This is a genomic window from Achromobacter agilis (genome assembly GCF_900496965.1).
GTDB classification, from domain to species: Bacteria; Pseudomonadota; Gammaproteobacteria; order Burkholderiales; family Burkholderiaceae_B; genus Achromobacter; species Achromobacter agilis.
Window position 1 is genome coordinate 1 of sequence record NZ_UFQB01000011.1, and the last position, 20,314, is coordinate 20,314.

At 67.7% G+C, this 20,314-nt stretch carries 21 protein-coding genes; 4 read left to right on the forward strand and 17 right to left on the reverse strand.

The features are described 5' to 3' along the window. The 6 genes from AGI3411_RS14380 to AGI3411_RS14405 form a co-directional block, all read right to left on the reverse strand. Window positions 1-462, reverse strand: a 462-nt coding sequence (locus tag AGI3411_RS14380) for a Y-family DNA polymerase (RefSeq protein ID WP_482752373.1), incomplete at its 3' end; no start/stop codon positions are given. Beyond that, complete coding sequence (gene imuA / locus AGI3411_RS14385) at window positions 392-1,096, reverse strand: translesion DNA synthesis-associated protein ImuA (protein ID WP_129528049.1); 705 nt, start codon at window positions 1,094-1,096, stop codon at window positions 392-394. The genes AGI3411_RS14380 and imuA, both read right to left, overlap by 71 nt. Before the next feature lie 193 nt (window positions 1,097-1,289). Beyond that, window positions 1,290-2,618, reverse strand: coding sequence for an MFS transporter (locus tag AGI3411_RS14390; RefSeq protein WP_129528050.1), 1,329 nt, complete (start codon window positions 2,616-2,618; stop codon window positions 1,290-1,292). A 163-nt stretch (window positions 2,619-2,781) separates the two neighbouring features. Then, window positions 2,782-3,690 (reverse strand): LysR family transcriptional regulator, encoded by a 909-nt coding sequence (locus AGI3411_RS14395; protein WP_129528051.1) that lies wholly within the window; start codon window positions 3,688-3,690, stop codon window positions 2,782-2,784. 98 nt (window positions 3,691-3,788) lie between these two features. Then, a complete protein-coding gene (locus AGI3411_RS14400; protein ID WP_129528052.1) occupies window positions 3,789-4,577 on the reverse strand; it encodes a putative hydro-lyase in 789 nt (262 codons plus the stop codon). 87 nt (window positions 4,578-4,664) lie between these two features. Next, on the reverse strand, window positions 4,665-6,170 hold the full coding sequence (locus AGI3411_RS14405) for an amino acid permease (RefSeq protein ID WP_129528053.1): 1,506 nt from the start codon (window positions 6,168-6,170) through the stop codon (window positions 4,665-4,667). A 219-nt stretch (window positions 6,171-6,389) separates the two neighbouring features. Between AGI3411_RS14405 and ypfH the strand changes: the two genes are divergently transcribed. Beyond that, window positions 6,390-7,094: an esterase gene (gene ypfH, locus AGI3411_RS14410; RefSeq protein WP_129528054.1), complete on the forward strand. Its 705-nt coding sequence runs from the start codon at window positions 6,390-6,392 to the stop codon at window positions 7,092-7,094. Between the two features lie 55 nt (window positions 7,095-7,149). After that, window positions 7,150-7,959 carry an IclR family transcriptional regulator gene (locus AGI3411_RS14415; RefSeq protein ID WP_129528055.1) on the forward strand — a complete coding sequence of 270 codons (810 nt, stop codon included), beginning with the start codon at window positions 7,150-7,152 and terminating at the stop codon, window positions 7,957-7,959. 15 nt (window positions 7,960-7,974) lie between these two features. Here the strand turns inward: AGI3411_RS14415 and AGI3411_RS14420 are convergent, their stop codons facing one another. From AGI3411_RS14420 to queE, 11 genes are all read right to left on the reverse strand, one after another. Continuing rightward, on the reverse strand, window positions 7,975-8,769 hold the full coding sequence (locus AGI3411_RS14420) for an SDR family NAD(P)-dependent oxidoreductase (protein ID WP_129528056.1): 795 nt from the start codon (window positions 8,767-8,769) through the stop codon (window positions 7,975-7,977). Between the two features lie 27 nt (window positions 8,770-8,796). After that, window positions 8,797-9,774: a Bug family tripartite tricarboxylate transporter substrate binding protein gene (locus AGI3411_RS14425; protein ID WP_129528057.1), complete on the reverse strand. Its 978-nt coding sequence runs from the start codon at window positions 9,772-9,774 to the stop codon at window positions 8,797-8,799. A 44-nt stretch (window positions 9,775-9,818) separates the two neighbouring features. Further along, window positions 9,819-11,552 carry a thiamine pyrophosphate-binding protein gene (locus tag AGI3411_RS14430; RefSeq protein ID WP_129528058.1) on the reverse strand — a complete coding sequence of 578 codons (1,734 nt, stop codon included), beginning with the start codon at window positions 11,550-11,552 and terminating at the stop codon, window positions 9,819-9,821. 13 nt (window positions 11,553-11,565) lie between these two features. Then, window positions 11,566-12,399: a hypothetical protein gene (locus AGI3411_RS14435; protein ID WP_129528059.1), complete on the reverse strand. Its 834-nt coding sequence runs from the start codon at window positions 12,397-12,399 to the stop codon at window positions 11,566-11,568. A gap of 243 nt (window positions 12,400-12,642) precedes the next feature. Next, window positions 12,643-14,064, reverse strand: a complete 1,422-nt coding sequence (locus AGI3411_RS14440) for an efflux transporter outer membrane subunit (protein WP_129528060.1) — start codon at window positions 14,062-14,064, stop codon at window positions 12,643-12,645. A gap of 49 nt (window positions 14,065-14,113) precedes the next feature. Continuing rightward, entirely contained in the window at window positions 14,114-15,028 is a 915-nt protein-coding gene (locus tag AGI3411_RS14445) for an efflux RND transporter periplasmic adaptor subunit (protein WP_129528061.1), read from the reverse strand. 2 nt (window positions 15,029-15,030) lie between these two features. Beyond that, entirely contained in the window at window positions 15,031-15,243 is a 213-nt protein-coding gene (locus tag AGI3411_RS14450) for a DUF1656 domain-containing protein (protein ID WP_043548020.1), read from the reverse strand. Further along, window positions 15,240-17,291: an FUSC family protein gene (locus AGI3411_RS14455; protein WP_129528062.1), complete on the reverse strand. Its 2,052-nt coding sequence runs from the start codon at window positions 17,289-17,291 to the stop codon at window positions 15,240-15,242. The genes AGI3411_RS14450 and AGI3411_RS14455 overlap by 4 nt, the downstream gene beginning before the upstream one ends. Beyond that, complete coding sequence (locus AGI3411_RS14460; RefSeq protein ID WP_129528063.1) at window positions 17,288-17,764, reverse strand: MarR family winged helix-turn-helix transcriptional regulator; 477 nt, start codon at window positions 17,762-17,764, stop codon at window positions 17,288-17,290. The genes AGI3411_RS14455 and AGI3411_RS14460 overlap by 4 nt, the downstream gene beginning before the upstream one ends. A gap of 175 nt (window positions 17,765-17,939) precedes the next feature. Further along, on the reverse strand, window positions 17,940-18,383 hold the full coding sequence (gene queD, locus AGI3411_RS14465; protein WP_129528064.1) for a 6-carboxytetrahydropterin synthase QueD: 444 nt from the start codon (window positions 18,381-18,383) through the stop codon (window positions 17,940-17,942). Window positions 18,384-18,411: 28 nt separating this feature from the next. Beyond that, on the reverse strand, window positions 18,412-19,044 hold the full coding sequence (gene queE, locus AGI3411_RS14470; protein WP_129528065.1) for a 7-carboxy-7-deazaguanine synthase: 633 nt from the start codon (window positions 19,042-19,044) through the stop codon (window positions 18,412-18,414). 163 nt (window positions 19,045-19,207) lie between these two features. Here queE and arfB point away from each other — a divergent pair, with 163 nt between their 5' ends. Both arfB and AGI3411_RS14480 read left to right on the forward strand, forming a co-directional pair. Further along, window positions 19,208-19,624, forward strand: a complete 417-nt coding sequence (gene arfB / locus AGI3411_RS14475) for an alternative ribosome rescue aminoacyl-tRNA hydrolase ArfB (protein ID WP_129528066.1) — start codon at window positions 19,208-19,210, stop codon at window positions 19,622-19,624. A 2-nt stretch (window positions 19,625-19,626) separates the two neighbouring features. Continuing rightward, entirely contained in the window at window positions 19,627-20,310 is a 684-nt protein-coding gene (locus AGI3411_RS14480) for a DUF2238 domain-containing protein (protein WP_165359179.1), read from the forward strand. Window positions 20,311-20,314 lie beyond the last annotated feature (4 nt).

Sequence of the window (20,314 nt, forward strand, 5' to 3'; positions counted from 1 at the left end):
CGCGTGCCGGCCCGGGCGGCGCGCCAGCAGCCAGGCGCCCATGGCGGTGGGCGCCATGCCCAGCGTGACGCGCAGGTCCAGCGCGCGCAGGGTGGCGGCCACCCGCCGGCTCAAGGCCCGGGGGCCGCGGAAAAACATCAGGCTGGCGCCGACGTTCAGGAGCACGGTGTCGCCGTCGGCCAGGGCGACTTCAGGCGTGTATTGCAGCAGGGCCAGCGCCGCGCCCTGCAGGGCCTCGGCTTCGGCCTGGAGGTCGCGGGCCAGCAATTCGACCCCGGGCGCGATGGCCGCCACGCCGGCGCGGCGCATGCCGGGCCGGGCGCCGGCCCGGCGGGCGGCGGGCGTGAGGGCGGCGACGCGTTCCTGGTCCAGGACGGCGAACGCCTGCTCCTCATGCGGCCAGTGCGGGCGTATGGCGTCCAGCGGCAGGCAGCGCAGGCAGGCGGCGATCCAGAGGCGCATGGCGGGAGGAGGAAGGTGAGGCGGCGCCGGGTTCCAGGCCGACGTACAGCGGCGCGTCGCAGACGGGCCCCCGGCGCTTGAGAATATGGACGGACAAGCCCCCCGGCGCGGGCGCCAGCGCCAGCCGCAAGGGGGCGGGAGTGGCGTTCTGCGCCGCCCCGGAGGGGCGCACGGCGACGAACAGCAGATCGCTGGCCTGGGCGGCCAGGTGCAGGCGGCGCAGGGATTCAGGGCGCACGCGGGGCAGCCAGCAGATCAGGGCCCCGCAGCTGCCGTTCTTCAGGATCTGTTCGGCGGCCCAAAGCGCGTCGGCGGGTTTTTCGGGCGCGACCCAGAGCAGTTGGCGGGGATCCAGCCGCCAGCTCATCCAGCTGGCGATATGGGGGACGTGCGGGGGCTGCACCAGCGCGATGGCCCGGCGGGTTTCCAGTTGGGCCAGCGCCGGGCGCAGCAGGCGGATTTCCCCGATGCCGGGATGAGGTGCCAGCAATTCGATCAGCGAACCCAGGGGCCAGCCGCCATCGGGCAGTTCGGCCGACAGCGCGGCATGCCCAGTGGGCAGGCTGCGGGCGGCGCCCTGGGCCAACTGAGTGGCGCGCCATAGCGCGGGATGGATGCGTTCAGGGGACTGCATGGCTGGCGGGCTAGCCGGTTTCCGAAAAGGCGAATAAGAAAGGCCGAAGCCGAATTATAACTGTATGAATATACAGTATTCACCAAAAAAACCGGTAGCGCCAGGGGCCGCCGCCCCTTCGTGTCCCGCAGATGCAGAATCTGCGGAATTTCTCTGAATGAGGGACGGATTCCGCGCCCGTCCCCCAGGCCGTTCAGCGGTTCACCAGGCTCTTGGGCAAGCGGTAGGTCAACACCGCGCCGATCACCGCCACGACGGCGATGAAGTAAATGCCGCCGCTGGTGCTTTGCGTGGAATCCTTGATCAGGCCGATCACATAGGGGCTGACAAAGCCGCCCAGGCCACCTATGGAATTGATCACGCCGATGGCGGCTGCCATGCCGACGCCGTTCAGGAAGAGGCTGGGCAACATCCACATCATGGTGGTGGCGGAGTAGACGCCCGCCGTCGCCACGGTGAGCGCAACCAAAGCGGCGATGGGCGTGTTGTGCAGCCAGACGCTGGCGACCAGGCCCGCCGCGCCGACCAAGAATGCGCCGATCAGGTGCCAGCGGCGTTCCAGGCGGCGGTCCGAACTGCGGCCCACCAGGTTCAAGGCGATGGCGGCCGCGCCGAAGGGGGCGGCGGAGATCAGCCCGATCTGCAGCACGTTCTGGTAGCCCAGGCCGCTGACCAGCGACGGCAGCCAGAACGACACGCCGTAAATGCCGATGGCCTGGCAGACGCACAGCGCCACCATGGTCCACACCCGGCGATCGGCCAGCATGGCGAGGATAGAGGAGTGGTCGCCGCCTTCCTGCGTTTTGCGCTGTGCATCCTCTTCCAGATCGGCCAGGACATTGCGCTTTTCCTCGGCCGATAGCCACTTGGCCTGATGCGGGCTGTCGGTCAGGAACCACGGCACGGCCAGACCCAGCAGCACCGAAGGCAGGCCTTCGATGAGAAACAGCCATTGCCATCCGGCGAAGCCGTGAGCCTGGTCCATGCTTTGCAGGATCCAGCCCGACAAAGGGCCGCCGATAACGCCCGACAAAGGAATGGCGGTGACAAAGAGCGCCAGCATCTTGCCGCGATAGCGCGACGGAAACCAGAACGTGAGGTACAGGATGATGCCGGGATAGAAGCCGGCTTCGGCGACGCCCAGCAGGAAGCGCAGGAAGTAGAACTGCGTCGGCGTCTGCACGAAGGCAAAGCCCATCGAGATCAGGCCCCACAGCACCATGATGCGCATGATGGTTTTCTTGGCGCCGATCTTCATCATCAGTATGTTGCTGGGTGCCTCGAACAGCAGATAGCCGATGAAGAACAGGCCCGCGCCCAGCCCGTAGGCCGCCTCCGTGAACGAGAGGTCTTCCAGCATGCGCAGTTTGGCAAACCCGATGTTGACCCGGTCCAGATAGGCCATCAGGTAACAGACGATGAGAAACGGAAGGATGCGCCGCGCGATCTTGCCGTAGACGGCGGGACCTGAAGAAGACGCGGCGGTGTCAGGGAGCGGCGCGGTGAGAATGCGATCGCTCATGAGCAGGCCTTCACGATAAAGTGAAACATGGACATTCCCCTTGTTGATGCATGGCCGGCGGGTAGGCTGTGCTCCCGTCCTTGATGGGCTGCGCAGCCATTATGCCGCGCCATGATTCACCGGGGTGACTGTGTTTTTTTATCGCCGAGATCAGAAACCGCGATTACGCGGGACCCTGCCCATAGGCGTTGGCGGCAAGGTGCGCACGCGCGCAAATAGACTGTTTCAAATGTGCGTTGGCGCCGCCAAGATAAACGGCGTGGAAGGCGAAATCGGGCAGTTTGACGCGTGAGTCCAGGATCACCAGGCTACCCGCGTCGAGCTCCTTTTTTACGTTAACGGGCGAGAGCGCGCCGATGCCGTGTCCGGCCTTGACCATGTCCACGATTGTGTGGATGGACGCCATGCCCCACAGCCTGATGTCGGCCAGTTCCAGCGTGCGGCAGACGTTGACCGCGAGCGCGGCCGAGGTGACGGTGGAGGCCGGGTACGTGATGATGGGCTGCTGCGAAAACAGCGCGACCTCGTCTTCGGGCGTGTCGCAGGCCCGCGCGAAACGCGGCGCCGCGATGAAACGAAACGGGTATGAGCAGAGCTGTTCGGAACAGGCGTTGGCGTGGTCCAGTGGCTCGGCCATCAGCGCCAGGTCCACGTCCAGGGCAAGCAGGCGCCGCGTAATTTCCGGCGTGGTGTCCACGGAAAGATCGATGGTGATGTTGGGAAAATCGGTGCTGATGCTTTCGATCAGATCGGACAGCCAGGTGTACACCAGAGTCTCGGAGACGCCGATGGTGAACTTGCCGCGCATGGCGGTGGGATCGGCCACCGCGCTCATCATTTCGTCCTTCAGGCGGAGGATGCGCTCGACATAGGTCAGCAGCATGGACCCGCGCGCGGTCAGCGAGGCGCGCCGGTTGTTCGGGTCGAACAGGTTGACGCCCAGCTCCTGCTCCAGTTGGGCGATGCGCGCGGATACCGCCGGCTGCGTCGTATGCAGCTTGATGGCGGCCGCGCGGAAGCCGCCCGAACGGGCGACCCAGTAGAACGTCTCGAAATTGCGTAAATCGCGCATGGGGGACTCGTGGCGGGTGATGGGCGGCGGGCAATGACCTTACCGTACATCAGCGGCACGGGAAATCCCCGTGATGTTTCATTCAGAGGCGCGCGGTGCTAGAGCACCGAGAGGTCGGCGATGCGCAGATCGGTGACGAGCATGTGCGCGGGCGTGTGCGTGATGCAGAACTCCAATCCGGCTGCTTCCACCACCGCCTGCGGCGTGATGCCGCAAGCCCAGAATACGGGCAGTTCGCCGGCGGGCACGGGCACGGGCGAGCCGTAATCGGGCCGGTCCAGGTCCTGGATGCCGATGCTTTCAGGCAGGCCGATGTGCACCGGCGCTCCATGCACCCCGGGCATGCGCGAGGTGATCTGCACGGCCCGGATGGCATCGGCCGGCTTGAAGGAGCGCATGGACACCACCATGGGGCCATGGAACGGACCAGCTTGCGCCGTCGGGATGGAGGTGCGATAGACCGGGACGTCCGTGCCCAGTTCATGGTGGTGCAAAGTGAGGCCCGCTTCGAGCAAGGGGGCCTCGAACGAGAACGAACAGCCCAGCAGGAACGCCACCAGGTCGTCGCGCCAGTATGACGTGATGTCATCGGTCTCGGTAGCGATCTTGCCGTCGCGCCAGACGCGGTAGCTGGGAAGGTCCGTGCGGATGTCGATGTCGCGGCCCAACGCGGGCAGGCGCCAGTCGCCGGGCTCGGAATGGCCGATCAGGGGACACGGCTTCGGATTGAGGACGCAGAACCGCAAGAAGTCATTGGCCTGCGCGGCGGGAATAATCGCCAGGTTTGCCTGAACGAAACCCGGTGCCATGCCCGAGGTCTGCCCCGTGTGCCGGCCCGCGCGAATGAGCTGGCGCGCCTCGTAGCCGCTTTGTCCCGCGTTTGTCATCTGGGAACTCCCGTATGCGTGTCTGTCAGACGCGATTATGGGAGCGCTGGCGCCGGGGGCGCCAACTGTGATTTTGGATAGGCGCTATCAGCTTTTTTTATCGAGGCGGGCGGGTAGCGCCAGCCCGTCGAAGCGCATGTCTTCGTAGCGGATCCAGTGCGATTTGCGCACCAGCCGATGGCCGATCCACAGGGCCAGGAAGAGCGGGATGGCCAGGTAGGTGGAGATCGCGCCGATCCAGTCGATGCGGTCTTGCAGGAAGGCCTGGTAGTTCTGGCCCAGGGTGATCACCAGGCACAGCGCGAAGGCCAGCACCGGGCCGAAGGGGAACAGGCCGGCCTTGTAGGGCAGGTCGGCGGTGTCGTAGCCGTGCTTCACGTAGCCCTGTCGGAAGCGGTAATGGCTGACCGCGATGCTCAACCACACAATGAATTCCGTCATGCCCGCGAAGTTCAGCAGCCAGATGTAGACCGCCTTCGGGCTATACACCAGGCTGAACAGGCACAGGCAGGCCAGCAGCGCCGTCGCCAGCAGCGCGAACAGCGGCACGCCGTTGCGGGTCAGGCGCTTGAAGAGCGCCGGGGCCTGGCCTTCGGCCGCCATGTTGAACAGCATCCGCGTTGCGGCGTACATGCCCGAATTGCCGGCGGACAGCACCGAGGTCAGGATGACGGCGTTCATCACCGTAGCCGCCGACAGCAGCCCCGCATGCTGGAATACCAGGGTGAAGGGGCTGACGGCGATGTCCTCGACTTCGTTGCGCAGCAACTGCGGGTCGGTATAGGGCAGCAGCAGGCCGATGATCAGGATGGCCAGCACGTAGAACAGCAGGATGCGCCAGAACACGTGGTTGATCGCGCGCGGCACGTTGCGCCGGGGGTTTTCGGATTCGCCGGCCGCCACGGCCACCAGCTCGGTGCCCTGGAAGGAATAGGCCACCACCATCGCCACGCCGACCCAGGTGGCCGCGTTGCCCACGAAAGGCGCGTCGCCTACCTTCCAGTTCTCCAGGCCCACGGGGACGCCGCCATGGATGATGCCCGCCAGCATCGCCAGCCCGACGCCGATGAAACACAGCACGGCCGCGACCTTGATGATGGCGAACCAGTACTCGGCCTCGCCGAAGCTGCGCGCCGAAAACGCGTTCAGGCCGAAGGTCAGGGCCAGGAACGCCACGCTCCATATCCATCCAGGCGTATCGGGGAACCAGTACGCCATGACGAGCTGCGCGGCCACCACGTCCACCGCCACGACCGTGGCCCAGCTGATCCAGAAATTCCAGCCCAGCGCGAAGCCGAAGCCCGGGTCCACGTAGCGCGATGCGTACGTGCAGAAAGAACCCGACACCGGCATGAAGGTCGCCAGTTCGCCCAGGCTGGTCATGATGAAATAGACCATCAGGCCGATCGTCAGGTAGACCAGCAGGGCACCGCCGGGGCCCGCTTGCGCGATCGCGGCGCCGGAGGCGACGAACAGGCCGGTGCCGATGGCCCCGCCTAGCGCTATCATCGTCAGGTGGCGCGCCTTGAGCACGCGATGCAGCTGGTTCTGGCCGGCAGTCGGGGAGCCGGCTTTTGTTGTCGGTGTTTGCATTGCTGGGTGAGTGATGGCCGTCGCGGCGGAGGTTGCTTCGGTGTCCCGGCGCCTGGCACCCTTCGCGGGTGAGCCGGTGCCTGGCGCCCGTCGGAGACGGGTTTCAGGCGAAGGCGGCGTACCAAAGGTGCCAGGCACCTGGAGACACCGGGCGGCGCATTTTACAATGCGGCAATCGGGGCTCGTTTCAGCGGCCCCAGGCCAGCACGGAGCAGTTTCATGGCGTCTTCCAGTTCTATCGAATTCCTTCCCGATCCGGGCGTCGACGTGCGCCAGCTTTTCATCCTGCTGCACGGCGTGGGCGGTTCGCCCGACAACCTGCAGCCGCTGGCCCAGGCCCTGCGCACGGCATTCCCCACGGCGGCGGTGCTGGTTCCCGAAGGCTTCGAGCCCTTCGACGGCGGCGGCGCGGGCCGGCAATGGTTTTCGGTGCGCGGCGTGACCGAAGAAAACCGTCCCGAGCGCGTGGCGCAAGCGCTGCCGCCCCTGGAAGCCTATGTGCGCCAGGCGCAGGCCCGCTTCGGCCTGCTGCAATCGGATACGGCGCTGGCGGGGTTCTCGCAGGGCGCCATCATGGCGCTGGAACTGGTCCAGGCCCACGACGGCATGGCCGGCCGCGTCATCGCGTTTTCAGGCCGCTACGCGCAGCTGCCCCGGTCCGCGCCGCAATACACCACGCTGCACCTGCTGCACGGGGCCGACGATCCGGTCATGAGCGTGGCGCACATCCAGGCCGCCCAGGCGCGGCTGACCGAGCTGCATGGCGACTCGACCATCGACGTCGCCACCCGCGTGGGGCACGAACTGCACCCCGCCCTGATCGAGCGCGCCATCATGCGCCTGCAGACCTGCGTGCCGCTGCGCAGCTGGGAAGCGGCGCTGGGCCTGAACCAGACGCCGCCGGACGGCAGCACGGTGCATTGAAGATCAGCCGGAAGCCAAGCGGCGCCCCGGGTTTTGCGGCTACCATGTCCGCCTCATGAGCCCCGCCAAATCCTCCGCTTCCGTTCCGCCCCGCCGCACAGACGCCGTGGGCGGCGCGCAGAGCATTTTCCGCGTGCTGCGCATCCTGAAATATGTGGGGGCCGCGCCTGCGCGAGGGGTCGGCCTGACCGACGTGGTGCGGGATCTCGGCCTGACGCCGCCCACAGCGCATCGCATGCTGGCGGCGCTGCTGCAGGAAGGCTTTCTGTCGCTGAACCCGAAACTCAAGACTTACAGCCTGGGCCGCGAATCCTACATCCTGGGGTTGGCGGCGGAAAGCCGGCACGGCATCAAGGCCATCGCCGAATCCGCCGTGCTGCGCCTGGCCCAGTCGACGGGCGACACCAGCTTTCTATCCGTCCGCTCCGGCCACGAGGCCGTTTGCGTCGACCGCCAGACGGGCGATTTCCCGATCAAGATCCTGACGCTCGAGGTCGGGCATCGCCGTCCGCTGGGCGTGGGCGCGGGCAGCCTGGCGCTGCTGGCCTTCCTGACCAATGACGATATCGAACGCGTGCTGGCGCGCTACGACGCCTCCGCCGCGCCGGACCTGCCTTCTACCGACCTGCTGCGGGCGGACATCGCCGCGGCCCGCAAGAACGGCTATGCGCTGAATCCTGGCCGCATCATTCCCGACATGCTGGGCGTGGGCGTGCCGGTATTCGACCGCGAACAGCATGTGGTGGCCGCGCTGAGCGTGGCGGCGATCCGGTCGCGATTGTCCGGCGCCCGGCTGCAGGAAGTGGTGGCGGCCCTGCAGCGGGCGTCGGCCGATCTGGCCGCCGACCTGGCGCCGCGTCCCTGAGGCCGCGGGGGCGCTTCAGCGGCCCGCGCACGCCTTGCCACCATCGACAGGCAGGCACACTCCGGTGATGTACTTGGCTTCGTCGCTGGCCAGGAACAAGGCGGCATGCGCCACGTCCCAGGCATCGCCCATCCGTCCCATGGGGCTGGCCGCATTGCGCCGTTGGCGCATTTCCTCGACATCGCCGAATTGGCCCGCGATCTGGGTATAGATCAAAGGCGTGTCGATCACGCCGGGCAGCACCGCGTTCACCCGGATATTGTGGGGTGCATAGCGTACGGCAAGCGAACGCGTCAAATGGTTCAGCCCGGCTTTGGCGGCGTAGTAGGACGTATAGGGGTAGGTATTGACCTGGATCGACGCCAGCGACGAAATGTTCACGATGCTGCCGGCGCCCTGGGCCAGCATGGCCGGCAGCACGTGCTTGCAGGTCAGGAAGACGCTGGTCAGGTTGGTGTCGATCACGCGGCGCCAGCTTTCCTCGCTGGCCGCTATGGGATCGCCCATTTCCGTGATGCCCACGTTGTTGTGCAGCACGTCGATACGGCCGGCCGAGGCCAGCACGGCGTCCACCGCCGCCAGGATCTGCGCCGAGTCCGTGACATCGGCGGTCAGCGCCGTGCATTGCCCACCTTCTTCCTCGATGACGCGCTGGGTTTCCCGGGCCGCTTCCGCGCGCAGGTCCACGGCGAACACCTGCGCGCCTTCGCGTGCATACAGCGCGGCCGCGGCCTTGCCGTTGCCCCAGCCCGGCCCCGAGGAACCGGCGCCGAAGACCAGCGCGATCTTGCCCTTCAGACGATCGCCCATGTGTAGCTCCTTTTGGCGTAAATGGGTCTAGTCCACCGAAATGTGCGCGAACTCGGCGACTTTTTTCCATTTGGCCACGTCGGCCTGGATCATGGCCTTGAACGCTTCGGGCTGATCGGCCACCACATAAGCGCCGACGCCGGCATACTTGGCCTGCACGTCGGGGGCAGCCAGCGCCTTGCGCGAGGCGTCGCTCAGTTTGGCGAGCACGTCGGCGGGCAATCCCGCGGGCGCCAGCAGGCCGTTCCACATTTCCGCGTCATAGTCCGGCAGGCCTACTTCCGCGAACGTCGGCACGTCGGGCAATTGCGCCAGCCGCGTCTTGGCGGCCACCACGATGGGCCGTAGGCTGCCGGACTGGATGTGCGCCATCGACGACGCCGCGGTATCCCACAGGATCGGCACCTGCCCGGCGATAACGTCGTTGAGCGCGGGCCCGGTGCCGCGGTAGGGCACGTGCATCATGTCCAGCCCGGACAGCGATTTGTAGTACTCCATGGCCATGTGCGTGGCGCCGCCGTTGCCCGAGGACGCATAGGAATACTTGCCGGGCGCGCTCTTGATCAGCGCGACGAAGGAAGCATAGTCCTTGGCCGGAAAGTTCTTGTTCACGACGATCACGCCGGGCACCCGGATGATCTGCGTAACGGGCGTGAAGTCTTTGACGGCGTCGTACGGCAGGCTCTTGTAGACGGCCGAATTGGTGCCATTGGTGCTGGAAGTGCCCAGCAGCAAGGTGTAGCCGTCGGCCGGGGCCGAAGCCACCGCCCGGGTGCCCACCGTGCCGCCCGCTCCGCCGCGGTTTTCGACCACCACGGCCTGGCCGATCTGCCTGGCCAGCGCTTCGGCGAAGATGCGGCCCACCACGTCGGAGGTGCCGCCGGGCGGGAAGGGCACGATCAAGCGGATGGGGCGGTCGGGATAGCTGCCCTGCGCCGCCGAGGTTCCAGTCACCGATACGGCCAGGACGGCCGCGGCCAGGGTCAGCCAATTGCGGATCTTCATGATGTTGTCTCCTCGCTCAGTTTTTTTCGTTTTGAGTATTCGGCTCAGGCGATGCGGTCGCCCGGCTTGATCTTCGCCGCCCGGCTGTCCACGCCGGGAAGCATGTGCGCGGGATCGCGCGTCACCACGACGTCCAGGATGGTCGGACGGTCCTTGCAGGCGTAGGCGGTTTGCAGCGCGGCCTGGATGTCGGCGGGATCTTCGACGCGGATTCCGTTGCAGCCCAGCGCGCGGGCCACGTTGGCGTAGTTGGTTTCCGCGAGATCGGAGGACTGGTAGCTTCCGCTGCCGTACATCAAGTGTTGCAGCGCCTTGATGTACCCGGAGGCCGCGTTGTTGACGACGATCAGCGTAAAGGCCAGGCCCATGCGTACCGCGGTTTCCAGCTCGCCCAAGGACATATTGCAGCCGCCGTCTCCGGTCAGGCTGACGACCTGGCGGCCCGGCGCGGCGGCGGCGGCGCCGATGGCGCCCGGGATGCCATAGCCGATCGAGGCGAAACCGCGATCCGGCACGAAGCCGCGCCCGGCGCGCTTGGTATCGAACAGCAGGCCGCCCCAATGCGCGGCGAAGCCGCCGTCGGCCACGAGAATGCCGTCTTCGGGCAGCGTCGCGTTGATTTCATGCATCAGGCGGGCCATGCCGATCGGCGTCTCCGCGGCGGTCAGCTTGCCCTGCACGGATTCGCGCCATGCCTGCATGGCCTGGCTGACTTCGGCCCGGTAGTCTTCGCGTGCCGCGGACGGGGCGCCGGCCTGGGCGGCGATGCGTTCTTCCAGATCCTGCAGCGTGGCCTGTACGTCTCCCCACAGCCGCAGCGCCGGCGTGGCGGTGCGGTCGAATTCTTCGGCCACGATGTCCAGGTGGATGATGGGCGTGCCGGCGGGCAGCAGGTCGTAGCGGCGCGTGGCGACTTCGCCCAGCTTGCAGCCGACGACGAACAGGCAGTCGGACTTGGCGATCAGTTCGTTGGCGATGCGGCTATAGCGGCCGAACAGGCCGGCGTTCAGCGGGTCGCTGCAGGCGATCGCGCCCTTGCCGCTCATGGTGTGCGCGACCGGGATGCCGAAGCGGCGGGCGAACGCCTGGACGGTGTCGGCGGCGTCGCTGATGTGGACGCCGCCGCCGCACAGCATCAGCGGGCGGGCGGCGCCGGCCAGCATGCTGGCCGCCTGCTCGAGATCGCTGCTTGCCGGCCGGCAGCGCAGCGCGGGCGCGCGGCGATAGTTGGCGCTGGAATAGAACGCGTCCGCGTCGAAGGCGTGGACCTCGTGCGCGATGTCCTCGGGGACGTCCAGCACCACGGGGCCGGGCCGGCCGCTGGTCGCAATCGCGAACGCGCGGCGCACCAGCTCCGGAATGCGCTCGATCTTCTCCACGCGCAGCACGTCCTTGACGACGGGGCGCAGCACTTCCAGCTGGCGCGCTTCCTGCGTCATGTTCTTCCACGAGTGCATCCGGTGCGAATCGCCCACCAGGGCCACCATCGCCGTGCCCGCGTTGTAGGCCTCCGCAAGCCCTGTCACCAGGTTGGTCGCGCCCGGTCCCAGCGTGGCGTCGCACACGCCCGGACGGCCGCTGACCTTGGTGTAGGCATCGGCGGCGAAGACCGCGCAGCGCTCGTCGTTGATGAGGTTGTGGTTCAGCTTCAGGCGGCGCGCGGCGTCATAGAACGGCAGCAGCTGGAAGCCGCCCATGCCGAACATCAGGCCGACTTCATGCGCGGCAAACATGCGCGCGATGGCTTCGCCGCCCGTGATTTCCAGTTTTTCCGACATGCGGGTTTTGCTCCTAGTGGGTGTCGTGCGCTGCAAGCAGGGCATCGATAAAGGTTTTCAGAGGCGTGCCGGGGCGGCCGCCGAGCTTGAGCGCCAAGGCGTTCGCGCACGAGATCACGCCTTCGTCATGGCAGGACCGGGCGTCTCCGATGCATGCGCTGCCGGCTGCAACGGTCAACGCCGGGATGCCGCGCGCTTGCAGCATCGGCAAGCGGCCCGTGCCGGCGCCGTCCTTGCCGATGCCCGCATCGTTGAAGGTGGCCAGCCGGAGCCTCGGCGCGACGCCGTCCGTTCCCAGCGTGGCCAGGGCCTCGCCGTGGGAGGCGGTGACGGCGATGAGGCCGTCGTCTTCCGGACGCAACAGGGAGACGGAATCCACGCCGACCACCCGCGGCCGGCCGTCAGCGGCTGCTCGGAGCACGGTGCGCGATTCGGCTCTCGGGTCCGGACGCGCCAGCGGCGGCGCGGCGTTCTCCAGCAGCCGCGCGGCTTGCGCGACGGGCATGCCGGGCTGGCACCCCAGCGCGGCCGCGAGCGTATTGACGTGGCTGATAAGGCCGTGCCGGGCCATATCGGCGCCGTCGCCGATGCGGCAGCTGCGGTAATCGGCCGCGGCGGCGGCGATGCCCCAGCGTTCCAGGTCGGCAAGGCCGGCAATGCCGGCCTGCCGCCAGCCCACGCCGGCGTCGTTGAGCACGACGGCGCGGACTTGCCCGCGCGCCGCGCAGTACGCCGCATAGCCGCCGCCATGAGAACCCGCGATCACCACCCGGCCGGCATCCTCCGGCGCGAGTTTGGTGATGCTGTCCAGGATGCGCGCGGGCGTTACGCTGGATTGAACTTCCATATTATGGATTTATTGATCATGTTGAAGCCCGGCGAGATGCATGGATCATCGCGATTCGTCGCCGCGCTACTGATAAACGGGATAGACGAAACGATTCTACCGGCCGAGATTTCAGCGGATCAATATTAAATCCATATTATGGAAATTAATTGGGATGGCCGGAGTTGCCGGTGTGGCGCGCTGGCCGGGCGGGGAAGGGAGAAAGAGAGGGGGCGGGCGGCATGAGGCCGCCCTGCGCGGGAATTACTTTTCCCAGCCGCCGCCCAGCGCCAGGAACAGGGCGATCTGGTCGCTGCTGAGTTCGGCCTGCGACGCGGCGAGCGCGCTTTCGTTGGTGGCCAGCGTGCGCTCGGCGTCCAGCACGGTCAGGTAGTCGGTCTTGCCGTACTTGAACAGCCGGGTGGCCTGGGAGGCGGCTTCGGCGCTTTGGTCGCGCGCGGCGCGCAGGGCCGCGTCGCGGTCGAGCTGGCGGGCGTAGACCACCAGCGCGCTTTCCGTTTCCCGCAGGGCGTTCAGCACGGTGGCGTCGAAACGTGCCGCGGCGGCCTTGGTGTTGGCCTGCGCCTGCGCGATGCGGGCCTGCGCGGCGCCGGTGTTGGGGATCGTCCAGGAGATCAGGGGGCCGACGCTCCAGCTGAAGGTGCCGCGGTCGCCGAACAGGGAGGCGGGGCCGCCCGAGGCGGCCGACAGGCCCAGCGTGATCTTCGGATAAAGATCCCCGGTGGCGACGCCGATGCGCGCGGTGGCCGCGGCCAGGGTGCGTTCGGCCTGGCGGATGTCGGGGCGGCGGCGCAGCAGCGCGGCGCCGTCTCCGACCGGGATGGTCTCGGCCAGGCGGGGCGGGGCGGCGCATTGCAGCAGCGCGGGCGTTGCCTCGGCGGGCGTCTGGCCGGTCAGCGCCGCCAGGCGGTATAGCGCGGTGCGCTGCTGGGCTTCGAAAGGCGGCAGGTTGGCCTGCAATTGTTCCAGCTGGCTGCGCGCGCGCGTGACGTCGAGCGCGGTGCCGCGCCCGGCGCGTTGCAGCCGTTCCACCGCGTCCAGCGATGCCTTCTGCACTTGCACCGAATGCTGGGCGGAGGCCAGCTGCATGCCGGCCGAACAGATGTTGGCGTAGGCGCGGGCCGTCTCGGCGGCCACGGTGACGCGGGTGGCGTCGTAGGCAGCCTGGGCGGCTTGCGCGTCGCCGGTGGAGGCTTCCACGGCGCGGCGGATCTGGCCGAACAGGTCCAGCTGGTAGGACACGCTGGCGCCCGCGGAGTAGGACCAGCGGTTCGGGGGATCGATGCCGGGCTGCAGTTCCTGCAGGCCGGAGACGTGGCCGTAGGTGGGCGAGGCATTGACGCCGAGGCTGGGCTGCTGCTGCGCCTGCGTTTCCTGCAAGGCGGCTTGCGCGCGCTCCAGGTTGGCGCTGGTCACGCGCAGATCGGTATTGGCCGACAGGGCCTTTTCCACCAGCCCGTCCAGCACGGGATCGTTGTACAGGCGCCACCAGCGGCCGGGCACCGCTTCCTGCTGGAACACCTTTTCCTGCGCTTGCGCAAAGGGCGCCTGCGCGCTCTGCCGCTCGGCCACCGAGTCCGCGGGCACCTGGTAGTCAGGGCCTACGGTGGTGCATCCGGCTAGCGCCAGGGCTAGCATCAGCGGCAGGAGGTTTTTGGTGTTCATGGCAGTTACGGCTGGGCGTCGATAAAAGGGTTGAGGCCGGGAAAAGGGATCAGGACGGCAGGCGGGCGTCGGCCGGCGCCTGGGCGGGCTGGGGATCGACCGACACGGTGGCGGTCTGGCCGGCCACCAGGCGCACCCCTTGGGGCACGTCGTCGATCTTCACGCGCACCGGGATGCGTTGCGCCAGGCGGACCCAATTGAAGGTCGGGTTCACGTTGGGCAGCAGGTTCGCGCCAGTGCTGCGGTCGCGGTCGGCGATGCCCATGGCGATGCTTTCCACGTGGCCGCTGATGTGGCGCGAATCGCCCATCAGCGTCACCGTGACGGGATCGCCTTCGTGGATGCCGGGCAGCTTGGTTTCTTCGAAGTAGCCTTCCACGTAGAAGGAGCTGGAATCCACCAACGCCATCACGCCGCGGCCGGCGGTGGCGTACGAGCCCGCGCGCAGGTCCAGGTTGGTGACGCGGCCGTCGTTGACGGCGAGCACGCGGCTGCGTTCGAGGTTCAGGCGGGCGGTGTTCAGTTGCACTTCGGCCTGCGCCAGCGCGGCTTCGGTCTGCTGCAGGCGGGTCTGGCTCTGTTCCAGCGCTTCGGCCGCCACCAGCTGGCCCAGCGAGCGGTTGCGCTTGGCGTCGCGCAGCGCCTGGTCGCGCGCCACCTGTTGCGAGCGCACCGAAGCCTGGGCCTGGTCGAAGGCCAGCTGGAAGCGCGCGCGGTCGATTTCGAAGAGCACGTCGCCGGCCTTCACGTCCTGGTTGTCGTGCACGGGCACGCTGGTCACCAGGCCGGAGACATCGGGCGCGACCTGCACCACGTATGCCTTGACGCGGCCGTCGCGCGTCCAGGGTTCGACTTCATAGTGCTCCCAGAGCTGCCAGCCGGCATAGGCGGCCGCGGCGACGACGATGGCCGTCATCGCGAATTTGCCGATAGCGGCAGGGCGCAGGGCATTGGGGAGTTTCATACCTATCTCTGGAGAAAATGCGGGGAAATGAGGGAAACGCCATACAGCAGCACCACGAACAGCGCGAGATCGAACAGCGCGGGGTGCCACACCAGGCGGTACAGCCCGGCGCGGGCCAGCACGCGGCGCACCGCCCAGGCGACGCCCAGGGTGACCACGCCCAGCACCAGCAGCCAGGGGAAGTAAATGCCGTACAGATTGAATTCGCCGATCATGATGCTTGGCCCTCCAGCGTGGGATGGGCGGGTTGGTAGTCGGGCGCGTCGGGGAAGAAGGCGCGGCGGATGCCCACCAGGGCGACCACGGCGCGGTCGCGCGCGGCGGCGCCTTGCGGCGCGGCGGCGACGCTGGACAGCGCGCGGTCGATCTGCGCCAGGAATTCAGGCGTCTTCATCCCGACTTGCCACGCCGAGCGCGCGCGGAAGAAGCTGGCCAGGCTGTCGAGCACCGGCTTGATGGTGGGCTCGGCCATGGGCAGGTGGCGGCGGGCGCGTTGCAGTTCGGTGATGTCGCGGCCCACGCGCAGGTCTTTCAGCGCGTCGGCGGCGACGACGTCGTCCGGGCGCTTGGCCAGCGCCAGGCGCGGCTGCAGCAGGCCGATGCGGTCCAGCATGCGGGCCGCATAGGTGTGGCGCGACGGCGTGCGCGGCGAGCTTGCCAGCATTTCCAGTTCCTTCCAGTTGGCGGCCTGGATGCGGCGCGCGCTCCAGTCGGCGCTGACCGTGCGGAAGATGGCGGCGATGATCGCCGCCGTGGCCACGCCCATGCACTGCGCGACCTGCGTGTCGATGAAGGACACGACGTCGGCGGTATTGGTGTCTTGCAGCGCCATCGTGCCCAGGAAGCCGAACAGCATGGCCATGGCCTTGCCGGCGGTGGCGGGGCGCGCAATGAAGATGCCCAGCACGAAGGCGGTGGGCAGCATCGCCAGGGCCAGCATTTCGAACGAATGGATGGCGGGCATGATGCCCAGCAGGTACAGCGCGGACAGCGGGATCGAATAGACCGTGTAGGTCAGGAACTGCATGATGCCGGGAACGGGGTTGTCCTGCGAGGCGAAGAAGCAGCTGAAGATGGCGGCCATGAGCGCGGCGGTGGCGCCGTTGCTCCAGGCCGTGCCGATCCAGAAGGCGCAGCATGCCGAAATGGCCACGCCGGCGGCCAGCGCCGACAGCAGCGCCATGCCCTGGTCGCGGTGCAGCACCGTCTTGGGGGAGCGCTTGGAGCGGGGCGAACGCAGCGGCGCGCCTTGCAGCCCGGCGCGGATTTCGCGGCGCAGGGCCAGGCATTCGTCATAGGTGTCGATGAGTTCGCGCAGGCGCGCCATCAGGCTGGCGAGCAGGGCGTCGCGCCAGGTGGAGCGGCTGTCGATGGACGGCGTGTGCCGGGTCACCGCGGCGCGCAGGCGCACGGCGGCTTCGTGCGTGGCGAGGGCGCCCGCGTTGATCCATTCGGAGATGTCGCGCAGCAGCGCCGACACCGCTTCCGGCAGCGGCTGGCCGCCGGCCTGCAGGGCGCGCATGCGGTCTTCCACGGCGGAGACCGTGGGGGTCAAGGATGCGATCTGGTCCTGCATGGCGCGCACCGCGCCCGAGGTCCAGCGCAGGTTGCTGGTGTCGAAGGGCACGTGCGTGGACAACAGGCGCAACTGGGTGATGTCGTTGGCCAGGACGCGGCGGTCGCGGTCTTTCTGTTCGGCGGTCTGGCCGCTGAGCGTGTCGTGCATCCAGTTGCGGGCGTCGCGCACCGCCTTGTCCAGCTGCAGGGTCAGGGCCGGGGCCAGGCCGCGCGGCAGCACGATGCTGTGGACCAGCGTGGCGCAGACGATGCCCAGGCTGATTTCCTCGACGCGGGCGAGCGCGGTGTCGAACACCAGGGAAGGGTCCGTTACGCTGGGAAAGCCGATCATCGCGGCGGTGTAGCCCGCCAGCATGAACAGGTACGAACGCGGCGTGCGGTCCAGCACGGACAGATACAGGCAGGCGCCCACCCACAGCACCATGGCGGCGGTCATGACAACCGGGGAGTTCGACAGGCGCGGCACCATGTAGACCGTGGCGGCGGAGCCGAAGAAGGTGCCTGTCAGGCGGTACAGCGCCTTGGAGCGCACCGCGCCCGACCAGGGCTGGGCCACGACATAGGCGGTGGTCATGGCCCAGAACGGACGCGGCAACCCGATGCTGTAGGCCAGGTAGAGCGCCGTGATGGCGCTCAGGTAGCTCTTCAGCGAGAAGATGGTTTCGCGGACGTTCGGCAGTTTCACGGCTGCTGGTCCTGTTGCTGCGCGCCGGCGCCGCTGCGGCCCAGCGAAACCTTCAGGGTTTCGAAGACGCGCAGGCAGGCTTCCAGATCCGCTTCGCTGACCCCGCGGAACAAACGGCGGCGCAGTTCGACCAGCACTTCCTCGACCTGCGCGCGCAACGCGTGGCCGGCGCTGGTCAGGTGCAGGGTCTTGGCGCGGCGGTCGTGCGGATCTTCGCGGCGTTCCATCAGGCCGGCGGCGACCAGCTGGTCCAGCACCCGGACGAGGGAGGGGCCTTCGACGCCCAGCGCCTCGGCCAGGGCGCCCTGGCGGACGCCGTCGCCCAGGCGGCCGGCCAGGATGACAGGCCAGGCCGTAGCCTGGGAAAGGCCATAGTCGGCCAGCGCTTTGTCGGCGGCGCCGCGGTAGGCGCGCGACAGCACCATCAGGTTGGCGGTGGTGGCCATGAGTTGGGGGTCGGAGGGCGTGTTCATGGAATAGATTGTATCCTATCTATTAGCTTACTAATAATTGAAAATGGCGAATATCTCCATAGATTCTTTCAATCGGGAAAATAGGGGGCGGGCTTTCCATGGATGGAAAGCCGGGATGGGGTAGGAGGGTCGGCGCGGGTTTCAGCGCCGGGGCGCGGCGGGCGCGCCCCGGCGGTCAGCCGTTGCAGTCCGCCCAGCAGTTGGGCGTTTCGTACAGGCGCACGCGGGTCAGGCGCAGTTCCGCGCCGTAGTGGCCGTGATAGTGGGGCGCCAGGATGCCGAAGACGATGGCCGCCAGGTTCTCGGCCGTGGGGATGCGGTCCAGCACCACGGTCTTGTGGCCGGGCAGGGTATCCAGGAAGGCGCGCACGGCGGCGTCGCCCTCGTAGACCAGGAAGGCATGGTCCCAGACGTCGACGACGTGGGCCTTGGCGATCTGCTTGATTTCGGAGAAGTCCATCAACATGCCGTTGTCGGACTCGCCCGGCGCCTGCACGATGTCGCCGGTCAGGGTGATCTCCAGCACGTAGCGGTGGCCATGCAGATTGCGGCACTGGCTGCGATGGTCGGGAATGCGGTGGCCGGCGTCAAACTCCAGCCTGCGGGTCACGGAAATCATGGCGCGCTCCGCAGGGGACGGGGGTAAATCATGGAATGCCTATGTATTTGTGGGTTTGCAGGCTGAGCCGCCATTGCGGGTGCTGCATACAGTACTGGACGGCCTGCTCGGTATTGGCCGCGCGCGCGGGGCCGTCCATGGGTTGCAGGAAGAAGTGGTCGAAGTCCAGGTGCGCGAAGGCCTCCGGCAGCGCATTGGCTTGCGGGTAGACGAGCTTGAGCTCGTCGCCGCGTTCCAGCACGACCGGCGCGGTGCCCTTGGGGCTGACGCAGATCCAGTCGATACCGGCGGGCGGCTTGATGGTGCCGTTGGTTTCGATGGCCACGGTGAAGCCGCGGGCGTGGATGGCCATGAGCAGGAGCGCATCCAGCTGCAGCAGGGGTTCGCCGCCCGTGAAGACCACGTAGCGGTCTTCGGTGCCGGGGCCCCAGCAGGCCGCGATGGTGTCGGCCAGCAGTTCGGGCGTGGCGAACTTGCCGCCGCCCTCGCCATCGGTGCCGACGAAGTCGGTGTCGCAGAAGGTGCAGGCGGCACTGGCGCGGTCGCTTTCGCGGCCCGTCCACAGGTTGCAGCCTGCAAACCGGCAGAATACCGCCGCGCGGCCCGCATGGGCGCCTTCGCCTTGCAGCGTCTTGAAAATTTCTTTGGCGGAATAAGTCATGAGTGGTGCCGGCGGCCGGACGCCGGAAAATCGGGCAAAGCGCGTTATTTTACTTGGCGCGGCGCCTTGGACGGTAGCGCCATTGGGTAACCGGCTTTTCGCCGCCCGAAAAGGCGCCGCCCGGACGCCGCCGGGCGGCCCGCTCCCTCTATACTTCCGCCCTATGTTTCACGTCCAAGATTCCCTTTACCTGGATGAACGCGAACTGACGTTCACCATGATCCGCGCCCAGGGCGCGGGCGGCCAGAACGTCAACAAGGTATCCAGCGCGGTCCACCTGCGGTTCGACGTGCGGGCGTCCAGCCTGCCGCCCGAGATCCAGGACGCCTTGTGCGCGCTGAGCGATCACCGGATCTCCAAGGACGGGGTCATCGTCATCAAGTCGCAGGCGTTCCGCAGCCAGGAAAAGAACCGCGCCGAAGCCATCGAGCGCCTGCTCGCCATGCTGCGGTCGGTGGCGCGGCCCGACAAGCCGCGCCACGCGACCCGGCCGACCCGTGCCTCGCAGCGCCGGCGCGTCCAGCGCAAGGTGCGGCACGGCGAGATCAAGCGCCTGCGCGGCCGGGTCGAGGGAGACTGACCGTGGCCGATGCGCGCCGCCGCTACCTGTACACGCTGGGCGCGCTGTTCGCCGTGGTCTGGACGGCGCTGGCCATCGCGCCGCACGACCGCGCCGACTGGGCGCTGGAGAACGCGCTGGTGCTGGCTTTCGGCGCGGCGCTGCTGTTCACGCGCCGCTGGTTCGTGTTTTCGCGGACGTCCTATACGCTGATCTTCCTGTACCTGTGCCTGCACGCCATCGGCGCCCACTACACCTATTCGCTGGTGCCCTACGACGATTGGTGGCGGGCCTTGACGGGCCGCAGCTTCAACAGCCTGGTCGGCTGGGAGCGCAACAACTTCGACCGCGTCGTGCATTTTTCCTATGGCCTGCTGCTGGCCTATCCCATCCGCGAGATCTTCCTGCGCGTGGTCGAGGTGCGCGGCTTCTGGGCCTATTTCCTGCCCATGGACGTGACGCTGTCGACGTCGGCGCTTTACGAACTGCTGGAATGGGGCGCCGCCGAGGTCGTCGGCGGCGATCTGGGCGCGGCCTACCTGGGCACGCAGGGCGATATCTGGGACGCGCAGAAGGACATGGCGCTGGCGGCCACGGGCGCGGTCATCGCCATGGCCATTACCGCGCTGGTCAATTGGCGGGCCCGGCGCGACCTGGCGCGTGATTGGGCCGACAGCCTCAAGCCCGGGAATCCGCCGGGACGATAGCGCC

Bases quoted from the DNA above. Each gene is read 5' to 3' on its own strand.
- imuA (WP_129528049.1), bottom strand. From the start codon at position 1,096: ATGCAGTCCCCTGAACGCATCCATCCCGCGCTATGGCGCGCCACTCAG.
- AGI3411_RS14390 (WP_129528050.1), bottom strand. From the start codon at position 2,618: ATGAGCGATCGCATTCTCACCGCGCCGCTCCCTGACACCGCCGCGTCT.
- AGI3411_RS14395 (WP_129528051.1), bottom strand. From the start codon at position 3,690: ATGCGCGATTTACGCAATTTCGAGACGTTCTACTGGGTCGCCCGTTCG.
- AGI3411_RS14400 (WP_129528052.1), bottom strand. From the start codon at position 4,577: ATGACAAACGCGGGACAAAGCGGCTACGAGGCGCGCCAGCTCATTCGC.
- AGI3411_RS14405 (WP_129528053.1), bottom strand. From the start codon at position 6,170: ATGCAAACACCGACAACAAAAGCCGGCTCCCCGACTGCCGGCCAGAAC.
- ypfH (WP_129528054.1), top strand. From the start codon at position 6,390: ATGGCGTCTTCCAGTTCTATCGAATTCCTTCCCGATCCGGGCGTCGAC.
- AGI3411_RS14415 (WP_129528055.1), top strand. From the start codon at position 7,150: ATGAGCCCCGCCAAATCCTCCGCTTCCGTTCCGCCCCGCCGCACAGAC.
- AGI3411_RS14420 (WP_129528056.1), bottom strand. From the start codon at position 8,769: ATGGGCGATCGTCTGAAGGGCAAGATCGCGCTGGTCTTCGGCGCCGGT.
- AGI3411_RS14425 (WP_129528057.1), bottom strand. From the start codon at position 9,774: ATGAAGATCCGCAATTGGCTGACCCTGGCCGCGGCCGTCCTGGCCGTA.
- AGI3411_RS14430 (WP_129528058.1), bottom strand. From the start codon at position 11,552: ATGTCGGAAAAACTGGAAATCACGGGCGGCGAAGCCATCGCGCGCATG.
- AGI3411_RS14435 (WP_129528059.1), bottom strand. From the start codon at position 12,399: ATGGAAGTTCAATCCAGCGTAACGCCCGCGCGCATCCTGGACAGCATC.
- AGI3411_RS14440 (WP_129528060.1), bottom strand. From the start codon at position 14,064: ATGAACACCAAAAACCTCCTGCCGCTGATGCTAGCCCTGGCGCTAGCC.
- AGI3411_RS14445 (WP_129528061.1), bottom strand. From the start codon at position 15,028: ATGAAACTCCCCAATGCCCTGCGCCCTGCCGCTATCGGCAAATTCGCG.
- AGI3411_RS14450 (WP_043548020.1), bottom strand. From the start codon at position 15,243: ATGATCGGCGAATTCAATCTGTACGGCATTTACTTCCCCTGGCTGCTG.
- AGI3411_RS14460 (WP_129528063.1), bottom strand. From the start codon at position 17,764: ATGAACACGCCCTCCGACCCCCAACTCATGGCCACCACCGCCAACCTG.
- queD (WP_129528064.1), bottom strand. From the start codon at position 18,383: ATGATTTCCGTGACCCGCAGGCTGGAGTTTGACGCCGGCCACCGCATT.
- queE (WP_129528065.1), bottom strand. From the start codon at position 19,044: ATGACTTATTCCGCCAAAGAAATTTTCAAGACGCTGCAAGGCGAAGGC.
- arfB (WP_129528066.1), top strand. From the start codon at position 19,208: ATGTTTCACGTCCAAGATTCCCTTTACCTGGATGAACGCGAACTGACG.